General features: G+C 33.7%; 13 protein-coding genes and 1 pseudogene. 2 read left to right on the forward strand and 12 right to left on the reverse strand.

Annotated elements, in window-relative coordinates; translation table 11 throughout:
- Positions 1–88: 88 nt before the first annotated feature.
- Both ABD935_RS04685 and ABD935_RS04690 read right to left on the reverse strand, forming a co-directional pair.
- On the reverse strand, positions 89–1,645 hold the full coding sequence (locus ABD935_RS04685; RefSeq protein ID WP_345190486.1) for an NAD(P)/FAD-dependent oxidoreductase: 1,557 nt from the start codon (positions 1,643–1,645) through the stop codon (positions 89–91).
- Positions 1,646–1,727: 82 nt separating this feature from the next.
- Positions 1,728–2,675: a dihydrofolate reductase gene (locus tag ABD935_RS04690; RefSeq protein WP_345190487.1), complete on the reverse strand. Its 948-nt coding sequence runs from the start codon at positions 2,673–2,675 to the stop codon at positions 1,728–1,730.
- Between the two features lie 319 nt (positions 2,676–2,994).
- Here ABD935_RS04690 and ABD935_RS04695 point away from each other — a divergent pair, with 319 nt between their 5' ends.
- Positions 2,995–3,291 carry an isoamylase early set domain-containing protein gene (locus ABD935_RS04695; RefSeq protein ID WP_345190488.1) on the forward strand — a complete coding sequence of 99 codons (297 nt, stop codon included), beginning with the start codon at positions 2,995–2,997 and terminating at the stop codon, positions 3,289–3,291.
- 133 nt (positions 3,292–3,424) lie between these two features.
- Here the strand turns inward: ABD935_RS04695 and ABD935_RS04700 are convergent.
- From ABD935_RS04700 to ABD935_RS04715, 4 genes and pseudogenes are all read right to left on the reverse strand, one after another.
- Positions 3,425–4,779 (reverse strand): annotated as a pseudogene (locus ABD935_RS04700) (transposase).
- A 70-nt stretch (positions 4,780–4,849) separates the two neighbouring features.
- Complete coding sequence (locus tag ABD935_RS04705) at positions 4,850–8,311, reverse strand: PPi-type phosphoenolpyruvate carboxykinase family protein (RefSeq protein WP_345190490.1); 3,462 nt, start codon at positions 8,309–8,311, stop codon at positions 4,850–4,852.
- 147 nt (positions 8,312–8,458) lie between these two features.
- Positions 8,459–9,637: an acyl-CoA dehydrogenase family protein gene (locus ABD935_RS04710; RefSeq protein WP_345190491.1), complete on the reverse strand. Its 1,179-nt coding sequence runs from the start codon at positions 9,635–9,637 to the stop codon at positions 8,459–8,461.
- 129 nt (positions 9,638–9,766) lie between these two features.
- Positions 9,767–10,855: an SRPBCC family protein gene (locus ABD935_RS04715; RefSeq protein WP_345190492.1), complete on the reverse strand. Its 1,089-nt coding sequence runs from the start codon at positions 10,853–10,855 to the stop codon at positions 9,767–9,769.
- Positions 10,856–10,929: 74 nt separating this feature from the next.
- On the opposite strand from ABD935_RS04715, the gene ABD935_RS04720 reads away from it, so the two are divergent.
- Positions 10,930–12,234 (forward strand): amino acid permease, encoded by a 1,305-nt coding sequence (locus ABD935_RS04720; protein ID WP_345190493.1) that lies wholly within the window; start codon positions 10,930–10,932, stop codon positions 12,232–12,234.
- A 33-nt stretch (positions 12,235–12,267) separates the two neighbouring features.
- Here the strand turns inward: ABD935_RS04720 and ABD935_RS04725 are convergent, their stop codons facing one another.
- The 6 genes from ABD935_RS04725 to ABD935_RS04750 all read right to left on the reverse strand — a co-directional run bounded on the left by ABD935_RS04725 (position 12,268) and on the right by ABD935_RS04750 (position 17,485).
- Positions 12,268–12,948, reverse strand: coding sequence for a tRNA1(Val) (adenine(37)-N6)-methyltransferase (locus ABD935_RS04725; RefSeq protein ID WP_425550197.1), 681 nt, complete (start codon positions 12,946–12,948; stop codon positions 12,268–12,270).
- A gap of 59 nt (positions 12,949–13,007) precedes the next feature.
- Complete coding sequence (gene rimM, locus ABD935_RS04730; RefSeq protein ID WP_345190496.1) at positions 13,008–13,538, reverse strand: ribosome maturation factor RimM; 531 nt, start codon at positions 13,536–13,538, stop codon at positions 13,008–13,010.
- Between the two features lie 178 nt (positions 13,539–13,716).
- Positions 13,717–14,235, reverse strand: a complete 519-nt coding sequence (locus ABD935_RS04735; protein ID WP_345190497.1) for a 30S ribosomal protein S16 — start codon at positions 14,233–14,235, stop codon at positions 13,717–13,719.
- Between the two features lie 224 nt (positions 14,236–14,459).
- A complete protein-coding gene (locus ABD935_RS04740; RefSeq protein ID WP_345190498.1) occupies positions 14,460–15,527 on the reverse strand; it encodes a lactonase family protein in 1,068 nt (355 codons plus the stop codon).
- 288 nt (positions 15,528–15,815) lie between these two features.
- Complete coding sequence (locus ABD935_RS04745; RefSeq protein ID WP_345190499.1) at positions 15,816–17,036, reverse strand: glutamyl-tRNA reductase; 1,221 nt, start codon at positions 17,034–17,036, stop codon at positions 15,816–15,818.
- Between the two features lie 50 nt (positions 17,037–17,086).
- On the reverse strand, positions 17,087–17,485 hold the full coding sequence (locus ABD935_RS04750) for a c-type cytochrome (RefSeq protein ID WP_345190500.1): 399 nt from the start codon (positions 17,483–17,485) through the stop codon (positions 17,087–17,089).
- Between the last annotated feature and the right edge of the window lie 9 nt (positions 17,486–17,494).

Raw genomic sequence — 17,494 nt, forward strand, 5'->3', positions numbered from 1 at the left:
TGTGTCTTTGCACGACAATATTTTTATTTTTTCTCCGTGAGCTAATATGAATCATCTGTGAAAACTTTGCGTTTCTCTTTGCAATAAATTACAGTCCAGCACTTGCAGCCTCGGCACAACGCTCACCATCCATAGCTGCTGAAATTATACCACCTGCATAACCACCGCCTTCTCCGCAAGGATATAAATTTGAAATTTGAGTATGTTGCAATTGTTCGTTTCTTGGAATAGAAACAGGCGATGAGGTTCTGGATTCCACACCCACAATATTAGCTTCTTCGGTATAATAGCCTTTCATTTTTCTGCCAAAAGCTTCAAACCCTTTTCTTAGCCTTCCCCCAATAAATTTTGGTAATAAAGAATGTAAAGGCGCTGATTTTAATCCAGGTTGATAGGAGCAGTCATTTAAATCAGTTGACAATCTACCTTCAACAAAATCGGTTAATCGCTGTGCTGGAGCTACCTGACTTCTGCCGCCAGCTGTGAACGCTAGACGTTCTAAGTTTTTCTGATATTCTAAACCTTTTAATGCGCCAAACTGTTCGTATTTCGGTAAATCTTTATTAACATCAATTTCTACCACTATACCTGAATTGGCAAATAAATTATTTCGTTTTGAAGGCGACATACCATTTACAACCACCTCACCATTGGCCGTAGCTGCTGGCACAATAAAACCTCCTGGACACATACAAAATGAATAAACACCACGCTCATTTACTTGCTGTACCAAATTATAAGATGCGGCTGGAAGTAACTCATGACGTTTACCAGAACAGTGATATTGGATAGTATCTATTATATGTTGTGGATGTTCTACTCGAACGCCCATAGCAAAAGATTTGGCTTCTAGAGCAATTTGCTTTTTATGGAGCAAATAAAAAATATCGCGAGCAGAATGTCCAGTTGCTAGAATGACTTTGTCTACAGGTAGGTCTTCACCATTTTTAAGTTGAATGGCTTTAATTTTATTGTCTTTTAAAATAAAATCGGTAACACGAGTTTCAAAATGAATTTCGCCACCGTATTTAAGAATGGTTTCTCGAATGTTTTGGACTACTTTTGGGAGTTTGTTTGTCCCGATATGTGGGTGTGCATCAACCAAAATTTGGTCGGTAGCTCCATGAAACACTAAGTTTTCAAAAATACGACGAACATCGCCACGTTTTAAGCTTCGGGTGTATAATTTGCCATCACTATACGTTCCTGCTCCGCCTTCACCAAAACAATAATTAGAATCTTCGTTTACAAAATGGTCTTGATTTATGGCTTTTAAATCGCGTCTGCGGTCTTTTACATTTTTACCACGCTCCAAAACAATAGGTTTAAAGCCTAACTCGATACAGCGTAATGCCGCATACATACCCGCAGGGCCAAAACCTATAATATGTATAGGTTTTGCTTTTGAAACATCTTTATAATCAAATTGATATGCTGAAGTTTCAGGAAGCGGTTCTTTAATATAAACGGCTACTTTATAATTAAGTATGATTTTAGGTTTTCTGGCATCAATAGACTTTCGAAGTACTTTAACTCCCGTGATATCTTTTCTGTCAAAATCTAGCTTAATCGCAGATTTTATAACCAAAATTTCAGGTTGTTCTTCCTCTTTTAATGTAATACGAAGTTGTATTTCTTTTACCATGAAGCAAAATTACTGAAATTTGGTAGAGAAGTTAAAAAAAGAATTTTAAGTTCGTTTTTTTTCTGATAAAAACCAAATCAAATTACTTCTTCTCATAGGTCAAAAACGAGAACTCATAATCGTGTTCTGCATCTTTTTCATGAAATATATTTGCCGTTTCTTTCCAAATGGAAGTATCTATTTTTGGAAAATAAGTGTCAGCTTCAAAATCATGGTGTACGCGAGTCAGCTCTATTTTATCTGCTAAAGCCATAGCTTGCTTATAAATTTGTCCACCACCTATAATGAAGGGTTTTGAGTCGTTTTTTGCTGCATCAATGGCATCTTCTAAATTATGAACCACAATAACACCTTTAGGCACTTTATAGTCGCTTTGTCTTGTAATAACAACATGAGTTCTATTTGGTAACGGTTTTGGGAAACTTTCAAAGGTTTTGCGCCCCATAATAATATGATGCCCGTTGGTAAGTGCTTTAAAACGTTTTAAATCGTCACTTAAATGCCAAATCAGTTTATTGCCTAATCCAATAGCATCATTTTCCGCGGCAGCGACAATAATAGTAAGTTCCGATTTAGAACTTTTGGGAGTTGTGTTTTGATCCCGATAGCTATCGGGATTTGGATTTGTTTCATTATAAATTTCGCTTTGCGCTATTAGGGTTTCCTCTTTTATAAAACCTGCTTTAAGTTTGTCTATGCGTTTCTGCTGTTTTGCCACCAGTTTTTCTAACTGTTGTTTTTCCCAAGATTTACCCATGAATTTTTGAGTAACAAAAACATTAAAGAGGTGATAAATAAAAAAGAATAACCAAAGTAATATTGCAAATAAAAACCACTCTTTACCTAATATGGTAAATTCTTTACCAATGCCAAGCACTGTGTTTGCTATAATTAAAAAAATTGCACCTATTAAAAAGATAACAAAATGAATGTATAAACGTTTTTTTTGTTTAATGCGTCTTTGAGCATTTTCAATCAATTCTAATTGATCTTTATCTATTTGTGGTATGGGTTTCTTTTTTCCGAACATATTGATGAAATAATGACTGTAAAGTTAAAGTTTTTTAGTGATATTCCACGAAATAATAAAGTACTTAAAAATAAGATACTTGCGAAAACGTTTTCGTTCAAAAAATGTTGATAATCAGACAGAAACGTAAATTTTAGGTTGATAATAATATAAATATTTAGCTAATTTTTTGCTTACTTTAATTCTTAGTTGAATGCAAATTGTCAAATCGATAATTTTTAAAAGTTAAGAGTGTTAAATAGTTACGGGTTATAAATTGTTTTTAAATTTGTACTATAAAATAGAATTTTAAAATAAAACAGATTTAAATAATAAAATTATGGCAATTAAAAAGCAATTTTTAAAAAGTAAACCAGTTTGTAAAGTAACTTTTTCTTTACCTGCTGAAGACGCAAAAAAAGTTTCTGTTGTTGGGTCTTTCAACGATTGGAATGCTAAAAAAGCACCGCTTAAAAAATTAAAGAACGGAACATTTAAAGGGACTCTTGATTTAGAATCAGGGAGCTCTTATGAGTTTAAATATGTTGTTGACGGTGTTTATGTTAATGACGATGCTGCTGATGCGTACGCATGGAATGATTTTGCAGGTGCGGAAAACGGTATTATAAACCTATAATTACTGTAGCTCTAAAAGTTTAAGAGGTCGTCTAAAAATTACTTTTTAGACGATTTTTTTTGATTATTTTCAAGTTTAGTTTTGATTACAAGGATTTTCTTTAAAAAAGCAATTTTAAAATAACTAAAGTGGCTTAGATACCTAAACTATACCTTTTAAGGTTGTGAGCCATTGCAATAAGTCCTATTTCAATATTTACCTTTTCGATTCCTCTTAGCATGAAGCGTTTAAAGTTCATGTTTTGCTTTATATTTCCAAAAACAGCTTCTATGTCCCAACAGCGTTGTTTTCTTTTAGCGATGCCTTGTTCGCTGGTCAGCAGTGTTCTGGCTTTAGACTTTAATCGTGTCAGGTTGTAATTGTGTTCTATTATACGGTTGCCTTTATATTTGTGACAGAGACTTCTAAGGGGATAACCCTTACAGTTTTATGCTTGTTATCTGTGGAGTTCTTGCTCAAAACCATTTTTGGTTTTCTTCGCTTCCATAACCTGCATCTGCTGTGAGTGTTTCTGGTTTTTCATCGTAGTTTTCTATATGATCTTCTACATGGTCTATTAATAATGGTGGTGTCTGCGCTGGTTTGCCCTGTTGTGTAATTGGTAAGATATTGATTGTTGGTAGAAGCTTGAACATTATAGGTAGCTTAGAGTTGCCCGTTTTGCATGTGGTTGTCCTTCATACGCATAAAGGTGGCGTCTTTGTCGGTCTTGCTATAACTGTTCCTTTCTTTTAAAATGGCATCTTGTTTTTCATACTTGGCCATATTGACAGACCAGTTTTTCTTGGCGTAATTCAGTTTTTGCTTAATTTTATTATCAATATCCTTACCTTTCAAGGCATTATTGATCTGAGCAATGTCAGCTTCAACTTTATCGGTTTCAATAGCTTCAAAGTCTGGTGTGTTTGGTGTGTTTGGGGTGTGTTGTTCTTCTTTATAAACCTTTTCCACATAAGACCACAGTGCTTTTAGCTATTTTTTGATACGCGCTTTACTGGTCTTTATGCTCTTGCCCCATACAAAGGTATAACGATTGGCATTGGCTTCTATCTTGGTGCCATTTACAAAAATGTCCTTTAAACTGATAAGACCTTGTTCTACCAAAAGCAGCATCACCTGATGATATATTTTCTTTAAATGACCTTGTAGGTGTTTACCTCTAAAATCATTTAAAGTATTGTGGTCTGGTTTGCTTTGTCCACTGAGCCACATAAAATGAATGTTCTCATGTATAGCTTGTTCTATTTTTCGTGAAGAATATAATTTACGTAAATAGGTATATATTATAACCTTGAGCAACATGCGCGGATGGTAACTTGATGTACCGCCTCCTTTGTGACTTTGCTCTAAAGCACTAATATCAACATGGTCTATAATCGTGTTTACAATACGAACGGTATGATTAACTGGGACCAGATCATCATAGCTTGCCGGTAAAAGACTTAACTGATCTTGGTCATAGGTCTTGAAAACTACTTTTCTGCTTATTCTTAAAGTTAATCAATAACTCAAAAATTTGCAAAAAAAAGACTGCCTTTTCAGACAGCCTCTTTAGTTTCTAATTAGTAACCTGTTTTTTGTATAACAAATCTGCGCCAATTGTGCCGACTAAGCGCTTCAAATAATCAGGAGATTTAACAATATTGTATAATTTTTTAGTAGCATTTAAACGTTCATTTATTCGCAAATCATCTACTAAAATTTCATTGTGCGGATTTTTAATAAATGATTCTAAATAGTCTATTTGAGTACCATAATATTTAATGTCCTTTTCTTGTTTTAATGCTAACCTTTTTTTGTACCAATCTGAACTTAGTACATAGCTTCTGTTAAAATACTTTCTTAATTCCGGATCGCTAATGCTTTTGCCTTCGTAATTTCCATAAGCCATAATGTTCAATAGAATTTTTAAAGGTGGAATAGCGGCTTCAATACTACCGTCTTCAAAATAGTTTAATGCTACTTTTTGCTGTGCTTCAGTAATGTTTTTAATACCATCTGCAAAATCTTCTAAATTTTGCAACTCTGGTTTTAGCATACGCTCACTAAAGACAGCGGTAGGTTCATCAAACAATCTGTTTAAGCATAATAAAGAGAATTTTTTGGTAATTCTATATCCTAAACGGCTAGCGAATATTTTTTCACCGTTATGTTCGAAATCTTCAAGCTTTTCTAAAGATCCATTTGTAATCAAATTATTAGGATCTCTATCTTCAGGTGCCATTCTTGCCCAAATCTCTGGGATTAATAAACTAACATCATGGTCTATTTTGTTTTCAGCACCAACATAGCCTGCTGCGGTACTAAATCCGTTAGATTCTGTTAAGATATGAGACAATAAAGCATTATTTAAATCTGTTGTTGGTGTCAACATATTAAACGGGGCTTTAGTTAGTGCTCCTTCAGATCCTGCTCCTGTAGTTGATGGCGATTTACCCGTTAAACTACAAATAAAGTCCATAAATAATTCTGGAGTTTCCTGATAATGGATTGGACTGTATACTGCTAATGGTCTAATACCAGCTTTTCTGTCTGCTGGGTTATTTCTTCTACCAGGTAAAACAGCATTTACAACATGAATTACAGGGTCTTCAGGCTTAATTCTTCGGCATAAACGCACACCTATATCCGAGATATAAGTAGCTTCAGTTTCGTTGTAAAATTTATTTGGTTCTAAATAACGAGGGTTTTTAGTTGGCTCACCATCTACAATTCTAGGGTGAGAAGGTAAAACAAACTGTACATCTTCATCATCAGAATCAATAATTTCCTTTATAAAATCTTTAACGGGTTGGGTGTACTTGTCATAACTTATAGTGTCTTCATATATGGCAATAGCATCCTTTTTAGTTAACATTTCGTAATTTGTTAAGAATCTGCCATCTGAGATTATGTCCAATTCTGCAAGCTTATCATAACCTCTAACAATAGCTTCATCTGGTCTTTGGAATAAATGAGCTTCACAGTTTGTTAAAACTTTTACACTTTGGTTAGTATATTCTGGGTTTAAATTTTTAAAACGTTCTTTCGGAAGTGTAATCGATGCTGTAATATCATCTTCCGTTTGAATCTTTTCACATGCTGAAAAGTCAGAACGCAATTTATTAAGCATCCAGTAGCCTTCTTCATTAAATCCGATACGAACATAACTACCTACTACAGGTGTATGGTCATATCTCAAAGAAGTACCTTTAGCGCCATTGATAAATTCTACAGACATCATGTCTTTCCAGTTAAGGTTGGCTCCATGTGCTTGTCTGAATAAACGCTTTACAAATAATACTAAAGAACGAATATGAACAGGAATATTGTTTAAAAACTCATTGAATTCATCTGAGTTTTCGTCATTAGGCGTTAGCAATTTCACAACAGATCCTAAGGTCCTTTTTTCACTTAAGAACGATCTTGATATGGGTCTATTAGGATCTTTCGTTTTCCATCTGGTTGAGTAATTAAACTCAATTATTTCATCAGCTTTCTTAAAATCTTCGTCAATGTTATGAATGTTAAATGGGCTATATGTAATAGCATTTTGCATAGATTTAGAAATCTCTGATTTACCTCCACCAGAAACCGTACAAGGCTTATGGCAAAAAACACCTTCAGGATAAGTTTCTACAATACGCCATAAATTGACAGACTTGTGTTTTTCTAACCTTAATTTATTTCCAGAAGGATGTATATAGGTTTTAAAAGGTGATAGAGTTAGTTTTTGTTCTTTGCCTTTGTAATTCCAAGTTATACTATTAGTAGCGGTATTAAAATAAGACGATTCTGGTATATAAACTAAATTAGGATAATTTTTGTCAATCGCATAATTTTCGGGTTTAACCTCAATTCTGTCTGCTATTAAGGTTTTAACGTCTTCAAAAGTATGATTTAATCCATAATATATAGAATAATCATCGCAATTTACGGTATTCCCCATAACACGTCTAGCATAGGCAATAGCACCACCCGCATGTTCTTCTTCTGCTAGGCCAAAAAGATTTGCTGAATAACTTATTTGAGTTTTTATTTCTTTTTTCGAATACCCATAATAGTTGTCAGCAATTAGTGTGATTACAACACCTCTTTCATCTCTACAAGTAATTTTAAATGCACCGCCTTCATTATAAAGTTCATTTTCATCTTTCCAGCACATACCATCTTTTTTCTGACGGTCTGTAGCGTCCTTATAATGAGGAAGACCCACGTCTTTCTTTTTAAGCGTTAATAACTGTGGCGCAAGAATAATACATCCTGTATGGCCTGTCCAATGTACTGGGTCTAATGCAGCATCATTATGAGCTAAATTAGGGTCACCTGCATTTCCAAAAATAGATTCAACAAAATCTAAATTACTTACTAAAGAGCCAGGGGCAAAAAAGCGAACTTCCAATGATTTTTTTGAAATAACACCTTTCACTTCTGGGCATACAGTAGGTCTTAAAAGCATTGAAACCATGGTTTTAGCCTGCTCTTCTTGATTTGATGTAAACGGAAGCGTTTTTAATTCATCAGAAGGGTTGAAAGCTGCATGTAAAAAGTGAGCTAATACGACTCTAGGAACTTCTTTTTTATCTAAAGGAACGGGTAATGGCCCTTCAACAATATGAAAGGTGCCTTTGGTTGTTCTTTTGTCGTGTAAAGGGTTGTTTAAAACACCTTGTTTAAGACGGTTAGATGTTACTAAATCACTTTTAAAGGACGTGCCATCTGGTGGTAAACTCGCTTCTCTCGCTTGTCCTTTTTTTGAAAGAATTAATGTGTTATTTTGAATATTATACGATTTATCGATACTTACATCTTTTAAATAATCGTCTATAAAATTTTGGATTCTTGAGTCTGCTGGAGCTAGGTGATTTGCTAAAAGCCTTGATTTTTCTCTAAGACTCATTATTAATGGTCTCGTTGTTTTTTCAAACTCAGGGTCGCAAAATTTTTCTTTGCTATCCTCTTTGTCTTTAAAAACAGGTTGTCCTATTGCTGCTAAGCGTAAATTAATAAATTGAACTATGTCTTTTCTTGATTCTTTCATAATGTTCACTGATATTATATAATAATTTCTGAAGCAAAACTATAGCTTGAACTTCATAAAAAACATGTCAAAAGTCATGTTATCTGTATATTTCTGCTATAACGATATAGTTAAAAAAGATGATTTTAACATAAGACGCTAACGGTTTTATTTAAAAGCATTCAATCCTGTAATATCCAAACCAGTTATCAGTAAATGGATATCATGAGTGCCTTCATAGGTAATGACGCTTTCCAAATTCATTGAATGGCGCATAATAGAGTATTCGCCAGTAATGCCCATGCCACCAAGCATTTGCCTGGCTTCTCGAGCTATATTAATAGCCATATCCACATTATTGCGTTTTGCCATAGATATTTGTGCGGATGATGCTTTACCATCATTTCGTAAAACACCCAAGCGCCATGTTAGCAATTGTGCCTTGGTAATTTCAGTAATCATTTCCGCTAGTTTCTTTTGTTGTAACTGAAATTGACCAATAGGTTTTCCAAACTGTATCCGTTCTTTGCTATAGCGTAAAGCCGTATCGTAACAATCCATAGCGGCACCTATAGCGCCCCAAGCAATTCCATAGCGAGCAGAGTCTAAGCATCCAAGGGGTGCGCCTAAACCAGATTTGTTAGGTAGTAGGTTTTCTTTTGGCACTTTAACATTATCAAAAATAAGTTCGCCAGTAGCCGAAGCACGAAGCGACCATTTGTTATGTGTTTCAGGTGTTGTAAAGCCTTCCATGCCACGCTCTACAATCAATCCATGGATACGTCCCCTTTCATCTTTAGCCCAAACTATCGCCACCTGTGCAAATGGCGCATTGCTTATCCACATTTTAGCACCGTTTAGCAAATAGTGGTCACCTTTATCCTTAAAATTAGTAACCATGCCACTTGGGTTGCTACCGTGGTCTGGTTCGGTTAAACCAAAACAACCAATCCATTCACCGCTTGCTAATTTTGGCAAATATTTTTGACGTTGTGCTTCGTTTCCATATTTCCAAATGGGATACATAACTAATGATGATTGTACTGAAGCAGTAGAGCGTATACCTGAATCACCACGTTCAATTTCTTGCATGATTAAACCATAAGAAATTTGATCTAAGCCTGCACCACCATATTCCATAGGGATATAAGGGCCAAAAGCCCCAATTTCTGCCAATCCATTAATAATTTGAGTTGGGAATTCTGCTTTTTGGGCATATTCTTCTATAATAGGAGAAACTTCTCGTTTTACCCATTCGCGTGCTGCATCTCGTACTAATTTATGTTCATCGGTAAGTAGCTCATCTAAGTTATAATAATCTGGAGCTTCGAATAAGTCAGGTTTCATATAGATTAGATTTTGATATGTTTTACAGTAAAATTAGTAATAAAAACATTGTTTTTTTAATAATTCAACATTTTAATTGTTCAAATTTAATTAAACCAACTGAATCATTCAGTATTTTGTAGGATAAATTTATCGATTTAGAAATCGTGCAAGCAGGCTATGAAAATGATGAACGCCTTGTTCTCGGGTTGGAGAATATCGACCAGATTTATAGAATGACGAATTAACGCCTTTTTGAACATTTTCCACAATGGCTTCGTCTTCTTTTTCTACCTTGTCCAAACCACTACCTGCGCCTTGTTCTAATTTAGTGGCATCAAGCACATAGGATATAAATGAGACTTTAGTTTTATTGAGTGCTAGTGGTTGAACAATATTTAGTGATAAACCCCAAGGATAAAAATTAAACATTATATTTGGGAATACCCAATAATAATAAGCTGCAACATTTTTGCCGTAATCTATATGGTTTTTTGGTAAATTAAAAGTATGGGTTGATTCGTCTGAGTATCCAATTTGGAGGTTGCAATATTGGTAAATTTCTGTTTTGTAACTACTATAGTCTAATACAGCATCCAAATCGTTGTGCACAAATGGCACATGAAATCCTTCTAAGTAATTATCACAATATAAGGCCCAATGCGCGTTCACAATAAAGTCTTTTTTTAAAGTTTTTGATATTTCAAATTTATCAAATGGAAGAAACCCGATGCGTTCATTCATTTTATCAATGACTTGTTGAAAATTGAACACTGGATTTAAACCAACAAATAATAAACACCCCCATTTTATTAAAGGAAATTCAAATAAATTATCACATGGTTTTGGAAAATTAAGGGCCTCTTTAAACTCCGGCATAAATTCAAATTCACCTTTAAGGTTAAACCTTCTGCCATGATAACCACAAGTGAGTTTTTTTTGCTTTCCAGATTTTAAGACTACTAAGTTGCCACGGTGTGTGCAAACATTGGATAAACAGTTTATGTCTTGATTTTTATCCTTGGTAAGTAATAATGGTTCAGAAAGATAGTTTTCCAATAATGTAAAAGGATGAACAGATTGATTTTCATTTAATAAGCTTTCATCTCCAATAAATTGCCATGATTTTAAAAATACATGTTCTTTTAAAGCTTCAAAAGTACTTTCGTCTCTATAAAAGGTAGCTGGAAGTGTTTCTGCTTTTTTAATGTCCGAATCAATATTGTATTTCTTTGGCATAACTAATAAAATTGTAAATTGGCTTTTCGTCCCTAATTTACTCAATTAAAATTTGCTGCTTTTAAATTAGCCAAATGAATCAGAAGTCAGAAAAAATTGGATTGATAACAACAACGTCATTAGTTGTTGGAAATATGATAGGTGTAGGCATTTTTGTGCTCCCAGCTGCTTTAGCAAAATACGGAAGTATTAGTCTTTTAGGATGGATTTTTACTGCAATTGGAGCCATAATACTTGCTAAAATATTTAGTAATTTTAGTAAAATAATAGTAAGTAAAAGTGGCGGCCCATATGCCTATTCTAGAGCAGGATTTGGCGATTTTATTGGGTTTTTAATGGCTTGGGGGTATTGGGTTTCATGTTGGGTTGGCAATGGAGGAATTGCAATTGCAATTGTGGGTGCCTTAAGTTTCTTTTTCCCGATTTTAGAAACACATTCTCTGTACCAAGTAAGTATTGGTTTAGCATTAATATGGCTTTTCACCTGGGTAAATTCAAGAGGGATAAAAGAGTCTGGTAGGGTGCAAGTTGTAACAACAGTATTAAAACTATTGCCTTTAGCATTTGTAATTATAGTAGGTTTGTACTTTTTTAAATTTGAAAATTTTCCAGCTTTCAACTTAACCAATGAAAGTGATTTTGCTACAATACCTGTGGTTGCAGCTTTAACTTTATATGCCTTTTTAGGTATTGAATGCGCTACTATTCCAGCTGCTAATGTTGAAAACCCAGAGGTAACAGTTCCTAAAGCGACAATGATTGGGACAATTTTAACAGCCACAGTTTATATATTAAGTACCATTATTTTGTTTGGAATATTGCCAATGGAGGTGTTACAAAATTCCGCAGCTCCATTTGCTGAAGCTGCTCAGCTAATTGCTGGGGATTTTGGAGGGTATTTTGTGGCTATTGGTGTTATAATATCTGGCTTAGGAGTATTAAACGGTTGGGTATTAGTAACTGGGCAATTGCCTATGGCTACAGCTAAGGATAATTTATTTCCAAAGTTTTTTAAAATGGAAAATAAAAATGGCGCACCAGCAATAGGTTTGGTTGTTGGGAGTTTATTGTCTTCTCTAGTAATGCTTATGAATTTTACTGAAGGGTTGGTGAATCAGTTTCAAATTATTGTAGAGATTGTTGTATTTGTGGCTTTAATGCCTTATTTCTTTACTGCTGCAGCTTATATTTTGGTAATTATTGAGAAAAAGCTTCATGCCGATAGCTGGGTAAAAACACTGGTTTTAGGAAGTTTAGGCATGGCGTTTTCTGTTTGGGCCATTTATGGTACTGGTTCGGAAACTGTGTTTTATGGGTTTTTATTATTAATGTCTGGGATTCCATTCTATATTTTAATGCAATGGAATAAAAGAAAATAATACCAATTATATTTTGACCTTAAAATAGTATAACTACATTTTTAAATAGAAATCTTTGGTTAAATTTATGTAATCTTCAGTGTATTGATGTCTTCCAATCTCAATAATCAAGTTGTCGGTTTTTATAGGGCTTTCCTGTCTGCCGGCAGGCACGGCCTGGAAAGAAAATTCAATTAAACTTCTTTTTGTTTCTGATGTTGGATTGCCTTTTATATGTAAAATGTTATTAGGATAGAGTTTGACTTTTGAAGCCAATTCAATAAAATTGATTTCTTCACTAAACGGAATAACAACTGAAAAAGTGCCATGTTCTGAAAGTAGTATGGAAACACTTTTAAGTAAATGCTCAAAGGGCATGGCATCTTGAAAACGAGCTAAATCTCGTTGTTCGTTTTTAGTTTTGTAATCTTCATTATAAAAAGGAGGGTTACAAATAATTAAATCATAGTTGTCTTCAATGTCATCAACAAATTCTTCTAATGATGCATGGTAACAAAATAACCGGTCGCTCCAAGGTGATTGTTCAAAATTATCAACACATTGTTCGTAAGCTGCATCGTCAATCTCAATGGCATCAATCAATTCTGCACTGCTTCGTTGAGCAAGCATAAGAGATAAAACCCCCGTTCCGGCACCAATATCTAAAATTGAAAACGGATTATTTTTTAATGACACCCAAGCGCCTAGTAAAACACTATCAGTACCAATTTTCATAGCACATTGGTCTTGATTAATTATAAATTTTTTAAACCTAAAGGCTTTTACAGACATTACTATTCTTCTAAGTATAAATCAATTAAGCCTTCAGGGGTTTTAACAAGAATGGTTTTATTAGCTCTGTCAACCTTAACTGTAAATTCATCATTCATTGGAATTAGAATTTCAATGCCATCTCTATCAATTTCAAAAAGCGATTGTGCCGTTGAATCGTTTATAGATTTTAGTATACCTACTTTTCCGAAGTTTACATCTTCAATAGTGAAGCCAATAACTTCGTGAAAGTAAAATTTATTGCCTTCTAATTTTGGTAATAAATCAAGAGGTAAGTATAATCCGCTTTTCATGATGGCATCGGCATCAGCTTCGGTATCTACATCTTCAAATTTTATTCGAAGCAATTCAGACTTATGTAATTGCGAGCTTTCAACAAAAAAGGGTACAAGGTTATTTCTTAATTCTAAAAATATAGCATCTAAATTCTCGTAAAGTTCAGGTTGATCGGTGTCTAATTTAGCTAAAATTTCACCTTTAAAGCTGTACTTTTTTACAATCTTACCTAAGTAAAAACAATCTTCTTTTTTCATCGAAAAAGGTATTTTTTGTCATCCTGAACTTGTTTCAGGATTTTTAAAAGTAATAATAATTATGAGATTCCGATTTTCATCGGAATTTGTTCAATGACGTATTTTGTAAACCAAAATACTATTTCACAAAAAAACTCCGATATTTCTATCGGAGTTTAAAAGTATAAAAAAATATTTTTTATTCTTCTTCGTTTGAAGCTTTTGCTTCAGCTTCAGGAGCCTCTTCAGCTACTTCTTCTTCAACAGGAGCAGGAGCTGCAGCAGCAATTCTTGCTTCGTTAACAGCTTTTTCAGCAGCTAGAGCATCAGCTTTTGCTTTTGCTTCAGCATCAGATAAACCATCAGCTTTAGCTTGAACTTTACCTTCTTTTTCTTCTAACCAAGCAGTAAATTTAGCTTCTGCTTGCTCTTCAGTTAAAGCGCCTTTTCTAACACCACCTGCAAGATGATTTTTTAATAAAGCACCTTTATAAGACAATAATGTCTTAGCGGTATCAGTTGGTTGTGCACCATTCTGTAACCATTGTACAGCACTATCAACGTTTAATTCAACAGTTGCTGGGTTTGTGTTTGGATTATAAGCACCTAATTTTTCTAGGTATTTACCATCTCTTTTTGAACGCGCATCAGCTGCTACGATCCAGTAGTAAGGTTTTCCTTTTTTACCGTGTCTTTGTAATCTAATTTTTACTGGCATAATAATTAATTATTTGAGGTTCTCGACCTCTGTTATTAATGAGGGCGCAAAGATACTTTATTATTTTTAATTATCAGCGTTTTATTTATGTTGAAATAAGGGCAAACGCATACAGGTATTTGAGAGTTGTATTTGCCATGAATACACTAATTAAACTAGAAATTGGGACAAAAATAATTATCACGAACAAAAATCTATAGATTTTTTAAAAATTAGTGTATTTTTTAGAACAGTAGACAGACAGGGGTCGGTACTTTAATGTCGTGTAAAAAGGTGAGTTTTCCAGAAGAAGTATCGATACTGAAAACGGAAATATTATGACTCTTTTTATTGGCGACCAATAAGAATTTACCAGTAGGGTCTAGTGTAAAGTTTCGTGGCCAATCCCCATGTACGCTTATGTTTTGAATTTTATCAAGCATTCCCGTTTTTAGGTTTCTTTTAAAAACAGCAATAGAATTCTCGCCGCGATTTGAGCCGTATAAAAAGCGCTCATCTTTTGATAAATGAATATCGGCGCACGAATTGTTTCCTTTGTAGCTTTCACTTAAAGTAGAATCATGGTCTATTAGCTCAAAGCTATCGGATGTTCTTTTAACTGAAGTTATTGAACTTCCATATTCATTGATGATATAAATAAACTCACCGTTATTGCTTATTGAAAAATGTCTTGGTCCCGGATTGCCTTGCATTGTAACTATTGCCGAAGATTTAAGTATGTAATTATTGTTTTTTAATTTGTATTGATAAATTGCATTTCGCCCCAAATCGGCTACAAACAAATCATCCTTAAAAAATTGAGCAGAATGGGCATGCGATTTTTTGTCTTCAGCATTATGATTAAAAACTTGTGAAGCCTCACTTAGGCTACCGTTAGTATTAACTGGATATATAGAAACAGTGCCGCCACCATAATTTGAAATAGCAACTTTGGTACCTTCTTCATTAATAGATATATGGCATGGCCCTTTTCCCTGACTGCTAACACGCGTTAAAAGTGTTAAACTGCCATCGTTATTTATTTTATATGAAGATAAAAAACCACTATCTGTTCCGTTCGTTGAGTATAAATATTTTCTGTTAGGAGAATATGTTAAAAATGAGGGGTTGTCTATGTTTATCGCGAGCTTCTGGGTGTTTAATTCCCCGGTTTCCGTATTGAATTGAAGTTGGTATAGACCTTTACTGACTCCATTGGTGTATGTGCCAACATACATTGGGATGTTTTGAGCTATACAGCTATAATTGAAAAGACTAACAAGAATTCCTAAATACAGTAATTTAAATTTCATATTAAACATTTTTAGTTTGCTCTAAAGTAGTTTAATTTATAGGAATTATTAAGAGAATTGTTCTTTAGGGCAAAAAAAACAGAACACTTTTTGCTGTTTTGTTTATTATAAGTTGTTCAGCTCATTTAATTTTTTTAAAGGGCTGTAAAATGATGTTTTTCACTCACTTTTTGTCTTTTTATAACTCCGTAATTCCGATAGCTATCGGAACTGTGCAGTTTAAAAAAGTCTTGTATTGAGCAAAAAAAACTGTTTTTTGCTTCAATCAAAAAAGTTTAAACCAGTTCGTTAATAAAAAAATGAAGCTTCTTTAGATATTATTTTATTTAATTCATTTTCAGGTATTAATGCTAATGTTTTTGTTTGATAGATTAGTTTTTTCATGACCTGATTAGTAACCAATTTGATTTGAGGGTCTTCAGTTTTAGATTGATAATGATTCGTGACAACATTTTTTATTGAGATTTTTAACTTTGCTAATAAAGCTCTTAATGGCGCTTCTTTAAGCCACTCGTTATACGATGCAAGTTCTTCTAGAATAATGTTAATTACGTCACTTTTGGAAGCTATACGCATCTCTTTATTTTCTTCGAGTTCTTTAGAAATAGAATCTAAATCATGAAAAATTACGTTATTTTGGCGCGTCAGGCTTTTGTTGATATTACAAGGTACAGCTAAATCAAGAAGTAATACTTTAAGGTTTGAAACAGGTAAATTATGTATTAGATTTGAGCAATTGCTAACGGCGCTAATGATAACTTCAAAATCATCAAAACTATTGGCCAGTACGTTCTTCCAAGGAAATGTTTTACACTTATTATTTTGCGCCAAAAAAATAGCTTTTTCTTCACTTCGGTTACTTATGTAAATATTACTGTAATTAAATTTCGAATTATATTTAAATAATTGTTTTACAATATCACCAGCTCCAATAAAGAGCATTTTTTTTGACGTTGATGTGGCGTTTTTAAAATTATTTTGAATGACTTTTAAAGATTTATATGCTACTGACGTTGTTCCATCTCTAAAATTGGTTTCATTACTAATTCGCTTATGACTTTTAAAGACACTTTGGAGCGCACGTTCTAATAAAGACCCTTGTAATTTGTGGGTCATTGAAAACTGATATGATTTTTTAATTTGATGTATAATCTCTGAATCACCAAGTACAGAAGATTCTAATCCTGATGACACTTCCAAAAGGTGTTTTACAGTGGCTTCAGTCGTGTCGCTAAATTCAAATAATTTTTCATCTACAGAACTGTTTTTAGGCGCTTTTAGATTTATTAAAAAATCGCGAATACTTTTTGCAGAATGTGTTTTTGTTTCAAAATATATTTCAGTTCTATTACAAGTCGTTAAAAGCAATAAGCCAACAATGTCTGGAAAAGCATTACATATAAATTGAGCATAATCGCTTTTCTTTTCCATAGGGATATGGAAAACTTCCCTCTGTTTAACAGACGCTGTTTTATGTGAAATGCTAATATAACGTAATGACTGGCTCATTTTAGGGTTGTTTTAATAGCTTAATTAATAAGGTAATTTCACACCTTAAGTTATTCTTCCAAGGTTCTCATATAATTTACAATAAGCCATCTGTCTTCGTCATCAGGCATTTTTTTTGTGTATTCCGGCATATCATCTCTTCCAAAAGTAGTCTTGTAAAATAAGGCTCCATCAGATTGTGCTTGAAATTCTGATGTTGAGAAATCTCCTAAGTCGCCTTCTTGTTCCTCAGCTTTTGGTCCATCACCATAGCCTTCCTTGCCATGACAAGATTTACAGTGTTTACTGTAAAGAGATTTTCCTATAGCTAAATCCTCACTTGGGTTGGTTGGATTTTTCATGTTTTCGTACTCAGCAGGGACAACCCATTCATCTTGAATTATTGAGGTGAAAGAAACAAGAGCTAGTGACAAAATTGCTATAAAGATTAGATTTTTAAATGTTTTCATAATGTCAAA

It is taken from the genome of Algibacter agarivorans, from assembly GCF_039543245.1.
Classification (GTDB): Bacteria; Bacteroidota; Bacteroidia; order Flavobacteriales; family Flavobacteriaceae; genus Algibacter_G; species Algibacter_G agarivorans.

Excerpts from the sequence above, each read along its gene's own strand:
- ABD935_RS04685 (WP_345190486.1), bottom strand. The coding sequence starts at position 1,645 with ATGGTAAAAGAAATACAACTTCGTATTACATTAAAAGAGGAAGAACAA.
- ABD935_RS04690 (WP_345190487.1), bottom strand. The coding sequence starts at position 2,675 with ATGTTCGGAAAAAAGAAACCCATACCACAAATAGATAAAGATCAATTA.
- ABD935_RS04695 (WP_345190488.1), top strand. The coding sequence starts at position 2,995 with ATGGCAATTAAAAAGCAATTTTTAAAAAGTAAACCAGTTTGTAAAGTA.
- ABD935_RS04705 (WP_345190490.1), bottom strand. The coding sequence starts at position 8,311 with ATGAAAGAATCAAGAAAAGACATAGTTCAATTTATTAATTTACGCTTA.
- ABD935_RS04710 (WP_345190491.1), bottom strand. The coding sequence starts at position 9,637 with ATGAAACCTGACTTATTCGAAGCTCCAGATTATTATAACTTAGATGAG.
- ABD935_RS04715 (WP_345190492.1), bottom strand. The coding sequence starts at position 10,855 with ATGCCAAAGAAATACAATATTGATTCGGACATTAAAAAAGCAGAAACA.
- ABD935_RS04720 (WP_345190493.1), top strand. The coding sequence starts at position 10,930 with ATGAATCAGAAGTCAGAAAAAATTGGATTGATAACAACAACGTCATTA.
- ABD935_RS04725 (WP_425550197.1), bottom strand. The coding sequence starts at position 12,948 with ATGAAAATTGGTACTGATAGTGTTTTACTAGGCGCTTGGGTGTCATTA.
- rimM (WP_345190496.1), bottom strand. The coding sequence starts at position 13,538 with ATGAAAAAAGAAGATTGTTTTTACTTAGGTAAGATTGTAAAAAAGTAC.
- ABD935_RS04735 (WP_345190497.1), bottom strand. The coding sequence starts at position 14,235 with ATGCCAGTAAAAATTAGATTACAAAGACACGGTAAAAAAGGAAAACCT.
- ABD935_RS04740 (WP_345190498.1), bottom strand. The coding sequence starts at position 15,527 with ATGAAATTTAAATTACTGTATTTAGGAATTCTTGTTAGTCTTTTCAAT.
- ABD935_RS04745 (WP_345190499.1), bottom strand. The coding sequence starts at position 17,036 with ATGAGCCAGTCATTACGTTATATTAGCATTTCACATAAAACAGCGTCT.
- ABD935_RS04750 (WP_345190500.1), bottom strand. The coding sequence starts at position 17,485 with ATGAAAACATTTAAAAATCTAATCTTTATAGCAATTTTGTCACTAGCT.